8 protein-coding genes are annotated in these 12,729 nt (G+C 38.0%); 2 read left to right on the top strand and 6 right to left on the bottom strand.

Annotation, left to right across the window (positions count from 1 at the left end; genetic code table 11):
• Nucleotides 1-66: 66 nt before the first annotated feature.
• The 4 genes from BUB91_RS00720 to BUB91_RS00735 all read right to left on the bottom strand — a co-directional run bounded on the left by BUB91_RS00720 (nucleotide 67) and on the right by BUB91_RS00735 (nucleotide 7,226).
• Nucleotides 67-2,640, bottom strand: coding sequence for a M1 family metallopeptidase (locus BUB91_RS00720; RefSeq protein WP_073095806.1), 2,574 nt, complete (start codon nucleotides 2,638-2,640; stop codon nucleotides 67-69).
• A gap of 130 nt (nucleotides 2,641-2,770) precedes the next feature.
• Complete coding sequence (locus BUB91_RS00725; protein ID WP_073095808.1) at nucleotides 2,771-4,615, bottom strand: M1 family metallopeptidase; 1,845 nt, start codon at nucleotides 4,613-4,615, stop codon at nucleotides 2,771-2,773.
• Nucleotides 4,616-4,621: 6 nt separating this feature from the next.
• Nucleotides 4,622-6,280: a S8 family peptidase gene (locus BUB91_RS00730; RefSeq protein ID WP_073095810.1), complete on the bottom strand. Its 1,659-nt coding sequence runs from the start codon at nucleotides 6,278-6,280 to the stop codon at nucleotides 4,622-4,624.
• Nucleotides 6,281-6,368: 88 nt separating this feature from the next.
• Nucleotides 6,369-7,226, bottom strand: a complete 858-nt coding sequence (locus tag BUB91_RS00735; protein WP_073095812.1) for an MBL fold metallo-hydrolase — start codon at nucleotides 7,224-7,226, stop codon at nucleotides 6,369-6,371.
• A gap of 228 nt (nucleotides 7,227-7,454) precedes the next feature.
• Here BUB91_RS00735 and BUB91_RS00740 point away from each other — a divergent pair, with 228 nt between their 5' ends.
• Nucleotides 7,455-9,332, top strand: a complete 1,878-nt coding sequence (locus tag BUB91_RS00740) for a cation:proton antiporter (protein WP_073095814.1) — start codon at nucleotides 7,455-7,457, stop codon at nucleotides 9,330-9,332.
• 153 nt (nucleotides 9,333-9,485) lie between these two features.
• A complete protein-coding gene (locus BUB91_RS00745; RefSeq protein ID WP_073095816.1) occupies nucleotides 9,486-10,580 on the top strand; it encodes a Gfo/Idh/MocA family protein in 1,095 nt (364 codons plus the stop codon).
• Nucleotides 10,581-10,642: 62 nt separating this feature from the next.
• On the opposite strand, the gene BUB91_RS20865 is transcribed toward BUB91_RS00745, so the two are convergent.
• Together BUB91_RS20865 and lepA are read right to left on the bottom strand one after the other, a co-directional pair.
• Nucleotides 10,643-10,810, bottom strand: a complete 168-nt coding sequence (locus tag BUB91_RS20865) for a hypothetical protein (RefSeq protein ID WP_164917808.1) — start codon at nucleotides 10,808-10,810, stop codon at nucleotides 10,643-10,645.
• Nucleotides 10,811-12,607 carry a translation elongation factor 4 gene (lepA, locus tag BUB91_RS00750; RefSeq protein WP_073095818.1) on the bottom strand — a complete coding sequence of 599 codons (1,797 nt, stop codon included), beginning with the start codon at nucleotides 12,605-12,607 and terminating at the stop codon, nucleotides 10,811-10,813.
• Nucleotides 12,608-12,729 lie beyond the last annotated feature (122 nt).

Consider the following 12,729-nt stretch of genomic DNA (forward strand, 5'->3'; position numbering starts at 1 on the left):
CGAAATTTAAAAGTGTAAAGATAACTAACTTCTTCCGGGCAATCTTCAGAAGCTGGTATTGCTCATTTAATCTTCAAGTTGTGAACGCATACGATGCAAACGGTCCAGATCATCTGTGGCCTGATACAATTTGTTTTTCAACACAAGATTTAAATCAGGATTTGACTCTAAAAACGCTTTTCGTATTTGATAAGCTTCTTCTGAAGAATAATTTCCTATGGTTGCATTCAACCAGTTTTTAGGGAAGAAAATATCTCCTGTCAATTGTATTTCTTCTAGCAATTCTAAGCTTGTTTTAAGGTGTTTTACGCTGCTTTCCTGACGTAATGGATGATTGATATATCCTAATGCAGAAAGTACCCAGGATTCTTTTTCTCTATTCTTAGAATTTTTCAGGCTTTCAAAAAATGCATCGCGAGTTGCTTCATCAGCAGACAAGGCCGGTTGTAAAAACTTAAATCTTTTTTTCTTATCTGGATTTGTGATTGCAGCTTCTGCCTTTTGAAGAATTTCAGCTGTATTCTCGTGATCGTAAAGCGCCAGAGTCATCGCCATACCGGTATAATCGTCTTTATTGAGTTTGAGATTAGTTATTTCAGTTTCTTGATTCCAGATAGCATACAAACGCTCTTTCCCACTTTCTGAATATGCAACGGATTTAAACAGGCCAAAAAGTGTTTTTTTACTATTTGCCGGCAGGTCTTTTTGAAGTTGGTTGTAAACTAAATCTTCCAATTCCTGTTGATGACTTTCCCGTTGTATTTTGGTAAAATAAGTCCAGAATAAATTTTGAGTTTGATTTGAAATCCGGTTAAGAATCAGTGCATTTTTTTCAGTAGTCAATCCATTTGTATACAAATCAAAAACTACTACCGGATCTAGGCGTGCATTCAATAGATTTTCGTGTGTGTTAATGTAACTGTAACCGCGGGCCACTTCATCTTCTAAAGAATCAATTTTTAATAAATCGTGTTCTTGCTGCGGAAAAACCCCATAACCCATTCCGTCATAATTGTAGATGATCTGTTGAGGTTTGGGTAAACCTTCAGTCTGTTTTAATTGGAGTTTTTGATCAACAAATGCAGCGGTAATAACCTGTGTAGAATCTGGGTAAACTAAGCCAATTTTAAAAGTTTGTGGCCAGATTTTAGCACTACCATCTTCGGCTTGCTGCGTTAAGTTAAATGACTGAATACTTCCATTTTCAGCATAGATTAATTCTTCAGAAATGACCGGTCTTCCGCTTTGATTAACCCAGACTTCACTCCATTTTTTAAGATCTACATCGGTCTTTGTATCCAAAATCGAAACAAGATCATTCCATACCGCATTGTCATTTGCGTATGCTTTTATATACTCTTGAATTCCCTCTTGAAAAGCTTCTTTACCGGTTGCCAATTCAAGTTGACGCATCATAATTGGCGCCTTGTTGTAGATGATATTTCCATATAAAGAACCGGCATTTTTTAGGTTGTCCAGTTGCTGTCTTATGGGATTAGAACCTTGTGTACGGTCTTCCCCATATGCGCTGGGATAATGGCTCAACACAAAAAGCAACTCGTGATTCACATCAGGAAATGCCGGATTCACAATTTTATCTGCCATAAAATTGGCAAACACTTCTTTCATCCAGACATCGTTAAACCAGTTCATCGTTACCAAGTCACCAAACCACATGTGCGAGGTTTCGTGTGCGATGAGTTTCGCTCTGCTCAATTGTTGACGTTCGGTAGCGGTGTTGTCTAAAAACAATGAAGATTCGCGGTATTGAATAGCACCTACGTGTTCCATCCCACCATATTGAAAAATAGGAATCGCAGCAAAATCTAATTTTTGAAACGGAAATGGATAGGCGGTGTAGTCTTCTAGAAAAGCCACGGCACCCGCGTGAAGATCAAAAATAGGATTCATACTCGCTTGTATCTTGGCACTATCGGTCTCGCGGTAGAGCATTTTCATATCCAAATCAGCTATTTTTTGATTGACTACGTTAAATTTCCCCGCGACAAATGAGAATAAATAGCTGCTCATTTTATCTGAAGTTCCAAAGTTGTGCGTTGTATAATCTCCTTCTGAAGTCTTATCAACTTCAGGAGCCCCGGCCAATACTTCCCAGTCTTTAGGTGCAGTGATCTTCAAGTTATAAACCGCTTTTAAATTAGGCTGATCAAAAACCGGAAACAAAGTGCTCGCACGATCGGGAACCAATAACGTATACAAGAAATCTTCGTTTCTGTTTAGTGATTGTTCGCCCGCAATAAATTCAATACTAAAGTTATTAACACCGGTTTTTAAATATTCCGAAGGAATAATGAGATGTTCTTTTTTATGCTGAATAGCGATTTCTTCAGTATTTGCTACTACCCTATTGACGCGACCTTTTTCAACATTAAAATCAAGATAAAGTGGTTGTGAAGTATCGCTAATAGTAACTTCTAAATCTAATGTTGCCGGGATTGAATCTTCAATTTTTTCAGGAATGGAAAAACTTAAATTATAAACAATATCACTCAATTGTTCTTTTCTAAAATCTGCAAGTTCTATAGAAATTCCGGGACTGAGGAGTGTTTCTTCTTCTGAGGTATTCTGACAAGAAAAAAGGCTTAAAACTAAAATTGAAAGTAAAATTCGGGTTGTCATTAGGGAGGCATAATTTTGATTGCGCTAAATATCGTGAAAAGCCGTGGTTCTAAGAATTAAAAAAGCCGCTTTCAATTTTGAAAGCGGCTTTGAAATAATTTAATAACAGTAAATTTCGATTATTGAGTAGTTACTCCGTTTCTTTTGACCAGCTGTTGTTAGTGCGGTCAATATCTGCCATCAATTGCTGAGCGTCTATTGTCATTGCTTTGATTTCAGCAAGCGGCTTATCTATAGTAAACGTATAGGTAGGATTAGCCCAAGTCCAATCTTCTAATTGCGTACGCGTCATTTCAGGAAACGGATTTGCCTTTTCTGCACGCATCATACGTAACGGAATATAGTAAGCTTCATTTGTATCATCTGTAGTATTCACATAAAAGTCTATAGGCATTGGCATTAAGCCTTTACGCTCTAAAGTTACCTGAGTTTTACCATCTACTTCTTCAACGTTTTTAATAGCATAATCTATGGTATTTGTAGTCTGTGTCCAGTCTATTAAATACCAGTCTAACTGCATCCCACTCACTTTTTCTGCCACGCGTTTAAAATCGTTAGGCGTAGGATGCTTAAAGTGCCATTTATCAAAGTACTGCTTTAGCGTTTCATCAAGGTTTTCTTTCCCGATAACATAACCCAGCTGTGCTAAAAATACTGCTCCTTTAGAATAAGCCGAAGCTCCATAAGCTGCGTTTAAAGCATAGCGATCTGCATAAGTGGTTTGCGGTTGTTCAAAACCACTTGTAGCCAATCTGAAGTATGAATTGTAATTACCTGCTTGGGGATTAGGCTTGTTTTGTTCCATAACGGTATTCATCGCTTCATCAGAAATGTAAGAGGTAAAACCTTCATCCATCCACTCATGTTTTTGCTCGTTTGTAGCCATCAAGAACTGAAACCAAGTATGAGCAAATTCGTGAGCGGTAACGCCTACTAAACTTCCAAAGCTTCTTTCACCGGTAATAAGAGTACACATTGCATACTCCATACCACCGTCACCCCCTTGAATCACCGAGTATTGATCGTAAAGATATTGACCAACATGCTCGTTGTAATATGCCAAAAGCTCTGCAGTTTTAGGCTGCATTTTTTTCCAGTTTTCAACAATTTCTTTATTGTCTTTGTAGAAAAAGTGTAATACCGTACCGTCTTCAGCAGTTAGTTTATCGTGAATATAGTCAGGATCTGCTGCCCAGGTAAAGTCGTGTACATTAGGCGCAACAAAATGCCAGGTATATTTTCCTTTTGTAGGCTTCACAGCTTTTTGCCCAGGTTCACCATAACCGTGACCTATTTCCGGGTTTTGTAAATAACCGGTACCACCAATTGTATAATCTGAATCAATCGTGATTTTTACATCAAAATCTCCCCAAACCCCGTGAAATTCACGAGCGATATAAGGATCTGCATGCCAACCTTCAAAGTCATATTCAGCTAATTTAGGATACCACTGCGTCATAGACAGTGCTACACCTTCTGCGTTATTGCGGCCACTTCTTCTGATTTGTACCGGTACTTGTCCGTTAAAGTCCATTTTAAAAGTAGTGCTTTCGCCCGGCGCAATAGGTTTTGCCAGACTTACTTCAAGAACAGTTCCGGCTACGTTATAGGTTAGTGCAGTGCCATCCTGAAAAAGTGTATTTACTTTTAAAAAACCAATTTCATCCGGCTCTAATTTAGAGATACGATCTACAACGCGACGGTCTGGATCTTTAATAGTTAATGAACGCATGTCCATCTCACTACCCGGTTGAAACGCATTAAAATACAAATGATAAAACACCTGATCTAAGGTATCTGGAGAATTGTTAGTATAAACCAGTTCTTGTTTTCCGGTGTAATTATAATCTTCAACATTCATATCAACATTCATCTTATAGTCAACATGCTGTTGCCAGTAAGAGGTGTTATTTTGTGCTTGCGCGAAAGCGAAAACACTAAAGAATGAAAGACTTATTAACGTTTTTAGCTTCATAAATAATTAGTTTTTACTTGATAATTCGGCCATTTTAAAGGCGTTGTACATATTGATCATTTTTCCAGATTTTGAAAGGCTAGAAAATGACTTTACATTTTCAGGATCACCACCTGCAGAAACCTGAATGTTTGTACTTACACCGGTCTGCATAATGATTTGCTTTATTTGAGCTGCAGAAAACTGTGGGTAATATGAGCGTAACATTGCTGCTACACCTGCAACTTCTGGTGCTGCCATAGAAGTACCTTGTAAAAATTGATATTCATTACCCGGCACGGTTGACCAGATCTGAACACCTGGTGCAAATACATCTACATTAGACTTCCCATAATTAGAAAAACTTGCTGCAAGTTTACCGCCGTAAGAAAAGTTTAAAGCACCTACTGAAATCACATTATCAGCAAATTCAGTGATATTATCTAACTGATCGTTAGGGTAAACGGTATCGCCATTATCCAGATCAATACCTTCATTACCTGAAGCATTTACAATCAACACATCTTTTTTAGCTGCATATTTGATTGCGTCATAAACCCATTCCGGATTGGTAGCATAGTATTTACCAAAACTGGTGTTGATCACTTTAGCACCGTTATCTACTGCATAACGAATAGCGAGTGCGATATCTTTATCACGCTCATCACCGTCAGGTACTGCACGTACACTCATAATCTGCACGTTGTTTGCAACACCATTCATCCCTATACCATTATCACGCTCTGCAGCGATAATACCGGCAACGTGCGTTCCGTGCATTGCAGATTCCGGGTCAGGACCAATAACATTATTGTTTCCGTATTTGGTATCTTTAATATCATCAGGATTGTCTCCAAGAGCCGCACGGTAATTTCCGTTGAGATTATAGTTGTTATTTAAGCGATCTGCCATACTCTCCAGCTGCTCACCTATCATTGTGATAAATTCAGGGATGGTATCTTCATAATTAAGCATCTGAGTCAAGATAGCCTTATTACGTTGCTCCATATCTGTTGTAGCTTCTAAGGCTTCTACTTCTTCTGCAGTATAATCTTCTTTACCTAACTTTTGAGAAACAGCGGTGTGTGCACTCTTAACGGCTGCAAGTATTTGCTCGTATTGTGTTTTTTGCTGAATCAACTCATCACGTTCTGTTTCAACTTCTTCTTTAGCCTTTGTATAGGTTTTAAAAAGTTCTTTTTGTGCCGAAGGAATCTGCTCTAAAGTTTTCCCTTTGAACTGAGCATCATATTTCTGAACTATTCTGCTTTTTTCTAATTGTTCCTGAACGATATCTCCTAAGAAATTCCATCCGTGTACGTCATCTATATAACCGTTTTTATCATCATCGATTCCGTTTCCTGGAATTTCATCTGGATTTGTCCAAATAACTCCTTCAAGATCTTCATGGTCAATATCTACACCACTATCTATAACTGCAACAATTACAGAAGTACCTTTTCCTTTGATTAATTCATTATAAGTTTTTTCAACACTCATTCCGGGGATTGTGTCTTCTTGAATGTCTTTTGCAGGCCAATCTTTAAGTTGGTCTTCAGATAAATCTGAAACTTTTAAAGGAAGTTGATCTACATTTTCAGCCGGGATATTTATTAATGGAGCTGTAGTATCACAACTTGACATAAGTACTGCAACACTAAAGGCTGCAAGAAATATTCTTTTCATTTCTTAGGGTTATTTGTTTAAAATTTTTGATTTTCTAAACCTGAAATAGGTTGAGGTATTTTTATTTATGTTCTTTAAAGCCTCACTTTTAAAGAACATCTGCAATATTAAATTTTTCAGCCAAGCGCACGCCTTTTTCAGTATGTTTTACGGTGATAACAGGGTTATGTGCATCGTGCTGTAACCAGAGGTAATACTCTTGATCTGCTGCTTTATTTAAAAACGATTCTTTTTCATCTAAAGTCAACAAAGGTCTGGTGTCAAAACCCATTACATACGGCAAAGGTAAATGCCCTGCGGTAGGTAATAGATCTGCTGCAAAAACCAGAGTTTTATCGTTGTAGGTTATATGTGGAATCATTTGCTTATCGGTATGACCATCAACAAATAAGATACCAAAATCTAATTCTGAAGTTTCGGAGAAGCCATGTTGAGGTTTATCTACAAAACGCAACTGACCGCTTTCTTCAATAGGTAAAATGTTTTCTTTTAAGAACGAAGCCTTCTCTCGGGTGTTGGGTTTTGTAGCCCATTTCCAATGATCTTTATTGCTCCAGTAAATGGCATTTTTAAAAACAGGAACTAATGTTTTTCCGTCTTTAGCCCATTTTATACAACCACCAGAGTGGTCAAAATGTAAATGCGTTAGAAAAACATCAGTAACATCATCCGGGTGAAACCCTTTTTCTTTCAGTGAATTTTCTAATGTAGCTCCACCCCAAGGATGATAATAACCAAAGAATTTTTTGCTTTGCTTATCACCCATTCCGGTATCTATTAAAATAAGTCTGTTGCTGTGTTCTATAAGCATACACCGCGCACCAATATCTATCATATTGTTGCTGTCTGCAGGATTTGTACGCGTCCACAACGTCTTAGGAACTACACCAAACATAGCACCGCCATCTAATTTGAAGCTGCCGGCATCTATCTCGTGTATTGTCATAAAATATTAAATCTAGAACTGTTGTAAGTTCGTCTATTAGAAGTTTTATTTTTCGTTGAGGAAGACCTCAAAATAACCCTATTCAAAAGGGTAAAGTCTTGCAAATTACTAAAACGGCGTTAAATCAAATTTTCTGACCGGTGTAATTAAGCTATATTTAACAAAGAATGAATCATATGTGCTTTAAAATCGATTAATAAAGCCGTATCATAGCAAAAAATTGAATTCATGTTAGAATTAGGAGGAATCATTATTTTAGGTATATTGGCTCAATGGGTTGCCTGGAAATTTAAAATACCAGCAATTTTACCCCTTATATTAATCGGACTTTTTGTGGGTCCTATATCTACACTTTTCACCTATGATGGGTCTAAGTGGATAGAACCTATCTGGGATGGCGAAGTAGGGATTTTTCCCGGAGAGCGGCTGTTTAACTTTGTTTCGCTTGCCATTGGGATTATTCTTTTTGAAGGTGGACTTACCTTACGCTTTAGCGAGATTAAGAACGTAGGACCGGTTATTACCAAACTTATAATCATAGGTTCGCTGGTTACTTTTTTTGGAGCCGGTGCTGCTGCGTATTATATTTTTGATCTAAGCCTAAGAATCTCCTTTCTTTTTGCAGCCTTGATTATTGTTACGGGACCAACCGTGATTACACCTATTCTGCGTAATATTCCGCTTAAGAAAGATATTTCTACTATTTTAAAATGGGAAGGGATTCTTATAGATCCCATTGGTGCATTAGTTGCCGTATTGGTTTTTGAATTCATCAGCGTAGGTGCCGGTAGTGAGTTTACCTTGACGGCACTTGAAGAATTTGGTAAAATCGTTCTTTTTGGTTTTACCTTCGGTTTTACGTTTGCACACGCCTTAGCCTTGTGTATCAAACGCAATGTGATTCCGCATTATTTATTGAATGTATTTACGCTTGCTTGTGTGCTGGGCGTTTTTGTACTTTCAGATATGTTTGCACACGAGAGTGGATTACTTTCTGTGGTAGTTATGGGGATGGTTATGGGGAATATGAAATTGCCTAACATTAAAGAACTACTCTACTTTAAAGAATCATTGAGTGTTCTTTTAATATCACTTTTATTCATCCTGCTTTCTGCAAATATTGAAATGCAAGATCTGTATCTGGTTTACACTTGGAAGGCAGCCTTGCTTTTTGCAGTTGTAGTTTTTGTACTGCGACCCATTGGTGTTTTCCTAAGTGCAAAAGGTTCCGGTTTAAAATTCAACGAAAAACTCTTTGTAAGCTGGGTAGGACCTCGTGGTATTGTTGCGGCAGGTATCGCTTCTCTTTTTGGTTTACAACTAGTAAGCGAAGGTGTTGAAGGAGCAGAATACATCACACCATTGGTGTTTATGATCGTGCTGGGAACCGTTTTATTAAATGCAACTACTGCCCGATTGTTTGCTAAAATAGTAGGTGTTTTCCTTACGGAATCTAAAGGTATTGTGATCATTGGTGCTTCTAAAGCTTCTCGTATTATTGGGGAATATCTGATGCAAAATGGGCGTCACGTTGTGCTTGTAGACAGCAACAGTTATAATATTGAAAAAGCAAAAGAACGCGGTCTAGAAGCTATAGAAGAAAGTATTTATTCTGATAGTCTGATGAATAATATTGAGTTGAATGATGTGGGCTATTTAATGGCCTTGACCGGAAACGGAGACATCAACGATTATGCGATAAACCGTTTTAAAGATGTTTTTGGAGAAAACGGTTCATTTAGATTGATTACACCAGAAGAAATGAGAAGTTCTGATGCTTCTCCGCACGAAGGACTCTTCTCTCCCACAGACGATTTTATTCGACTTACTGAAGTTGCCCGGGCACACCCTACGATTCAGGAGATTAATATTGAATCAAAAGAAGCTTTTGAAAAACTGGTTAAAAGCACCCGTGCTGACGAAAATATCATTCCAATTTTCTTGAAAAAAGAATCTGGCGAACTCGAGATTCTTAAGTCTAATCTGAATGAGGTAGATGTAGATAGTTTTACAGACACAAAATTAGTCTATCTGGGAAAACCTTTTGATCCTGAAGAAGTAGCTGTAGCTAAAAAAGAAGTTGAAGAATCAGACCTCGATTCGTAAGAAACAAGTTGGTTTTTAAGTTTTAAAGGATGCTCGTGAGCATCCTTTATTTTTAATGAAATATCAGATTTTCAGTATATTAAAGTTTTATTAATACTTATGTTTCATGTATTTGATTAGAAATAGTTAAGTAACTTTCTAAAAAAGAATGCTATGAAAAACAGACGTACTTTTCTTAAAAATACCGGACTTGCATTGGCTGCAACAACATTGCCACTACCCTATTTTGCATGCTCAAAACCGCAAAAAAAGCTTGGCGTTGCGCTTTTAGGATTAGGCGGTTATGCGATTAATAATCTCGCTCCGGCTTTGAATGAAACAAAGCATATAGAATTACGCGGCATCGTAACCGGAAGTCCTGAAAAGATTCCTGTTTGGCAAGAGAAATATGGTATTAAAGATGAGAATGTCTACAACTATGAGACCTTACCAGAGATTGCAAACAATCCGGATATTGATGTTGTATATATCGTAACGCCTACTTTTCTTCATAAAAAATACAGTGTGATGGCTGCCAATGCCGGTAAACATGTTTTTTGTGAAAAACCAATGGCAATGACGGTAGAAGAATGTCAGGAAATCATCGCGGCTTGTGATAAAAATAAGGTGAAGCTTGCTATTGGCTACCGTATGCAACACGAGGAAAATACTCAAACCATTATAAATTGGGCAGAAACAAAACCTTATGGAGCACTAGAACATGTGCATACCGAAGCCGGATTTAAAATAGATTCTAGCGGAGGTTGGCGTTTAGATGGTGCCAAAGGTGGTGGCGCAATTTACGATATGGGCGTGTATCCTATTAATGCAATGCGCTATGCAACAGGATTAGAACCGATCTCGCTTACTGCCACACATGAAACGCAGCGACCGGACTTATTTTTAAATGGTGCTCCTGAGATTACTTATTTTGATTTGGAATTCCCTAATGGTATTACAGCTAAAGGTCGGGTTACCTATGCAGATAACGTCAATTTTCTAAAAGTGAATTGTACTGACGGAAATTATGAATTGTCACCTTTTCAAAGTTATAATGGCGTAAAAGGTAGCACGAGCGATGGTAAAACCTTAGCTCCGTGCAACTGCAATCAACAAGCGATACAAATGGATGATGATGCACTGGCAATATTGAATAATAAACCGCTAATAGCTCCCGGGATTGAAGGTTTACGAGATATTCAAATAGTAGAAGCTGCTTTAGAATCGGGTCGCAACGGTGGTAAAAAAATAGAACTGAAACAGTATTAAAAACAAACACCCTCGCAAAATTAATGGAGGGTGGTGTTCAAGGTTATAATATGATTGAAAGATTACTCTTTTTTAGAGGTAAAATACTCAGAGATTACCATAAAAATTCCTGCTACGGCGCCAATGGCTAATACCCAAACTGCAAACTGATTTTGATTTGCAGCCGTCCATTGACTGATTGCCCCGCAACTAATGATCAGACCAAGCCCGATGAGTTGAATACGCTTCATTTAATCATTCAGTTTTAATACCGCCATAAATGCTTCTTGCGGAATTTCAACATTACCTACCTGACGCATACGTTTCTTACCTTTTTTCTGCTTTTCTAATAGCTTTCGCTTACGCGAAATATCACCACCATAACATTTTGCGGTAACATCTTTTCGAAGTGCTTTTACCGTCTCTCTTGCAATGATTTTGGCTCCGATAGCCGCCTGAATAGGAATATCAAATTGTTGACGCGGAATGAGTTCTTTTAACTTCTCACACATCTTTTTACCTATGTCATACGCGTTGTCTTTATGCAGTAAAGCCGAAAGCGCATCTACAACATTTGCATTCAACAGTACATCAACTTTCACAAGGTGCGAAGCACGCATTCCTATGGGTGCATAGTCAAAGGAAGCATAACCTTTAGATACGGTTTTAAGACGATCGTAGAAGTCAAAAACAATTTCCGCTAGCGGCATATCAAAACTCAATTCAACACGTTCTGGAGTCAGATACGTTTGATTTGTTATTTGACCACGTTTTTCGATACAAAGCGACATAACCGGTCCTACAAAATCTGCCTTGGTAATAATCGAAGCTTTAATAAAAGGCTCCTCTACACGATCCATTCCTGAAGGATCTGGCAGATCTGAAGGATTATTAACCAGTATGGGTGTTTCTTTATCTTTTATGGTGTAGGCTTGATACGATACGTTAGGTACGGTAGTAATCACGGTCATATCAAACTCACGTTCCAGACGTTCCTGAATGATTTCTAAGTGCAACATTCCTAAGAATCCACAACGGAAACCAAAACCTAATGCAGCAGAACTTTCCGGTTGAAAAACCAGAGACGCATCGTTAAGCTGTAGTTTTTCCATTGAAGAACGTAAATCTTCATAATCTTCAGTATCTACAGGGTAAATACCGGCAAATACCATCGGTTTTACATCTTCAAAACCTTCAATCATATTCGTAGTAGGATTCTTAGCATCGGTTATGGTATCCCCTACTTTTACTTCTTTTGCTTCTTTGATACCGGTAATGAGGTAACCCACATCACCTGTTTTAATCACTTTTTTAGGAGTTTGTTTCAAGTTTAGCGTTCCTACTTCATCAGCATAATAGGTTTTTCCGGTCGCCATAAACTTAATGTGCTGCCCTTTTGTGATCTCGCCATTAAGCACTCTAAAATAAGTCTCTACTCCTCTAAACGGATTGTAAACCGAATCAAAAATAAGAGCCTGCAGTGGTTCGTCAACAACACCTTTGGGAGCCGGAATACGTTCGATGATTGCATCTAATATTTCCTGAATTCCCAAACCTGTTTTTGCACTGGCAGGTATCACATCTGAAGCATTACAGCCCAAAAGATCTACGATATCATCTGTAACTTCTTCAGGGTTTGCACTAGGTAAATCTACCTTATTCAGCACCGGAATAATTTCCAAATCATTCTCTAAAGCCAAATATAAGTTAGAAATGGTCTGCGCTTGTATACTTTGTGCAGCGTCTACAATAAGCAAAGCTCCTTCGCAAGCAGCAATACTCCTTGAAACTTCATATGAGAAATCTACGTGACCCGGAGTATCAATAAGATTCAAGATATAAGGTTCACCGTTGTGTATATAATTCATCTGGATTGCGTGCGACTTAATGGTAATACCACGCTCGCGCTCCAGATCCATACTATCTAGTAATTGCTCTTGTTTTTCACGGGCAGTTACAGAGCCGGTAGCATCGAGTAAGCGATCTGCCAGAGTACTTTTACCATGATCAATGTGAGCGATAATGCAAAAATTGCGAATGTTCTTCATAGACGTTCTTCATCAATGTTCGCAGTAAGCGAACTTTAGCCCGCAAATATACAGTTTAGAAAATGCATTTTCTAATAAATATGTTTTCAAACGAAATAGGTTTTTTTTACTAAAAATCCGGA

It is taken from the genome of Leeuwenhoekiella marinoflava DSM 3653 (genome assembly GCF_900129005.1).
Lineage (GTDB): Bacteria > Bacteroidota > Bacteroidia > Flavobacteriales > Flavobacteriaceae > Leeuwenhoekiella > Leeuwenhoekiella marinoflava.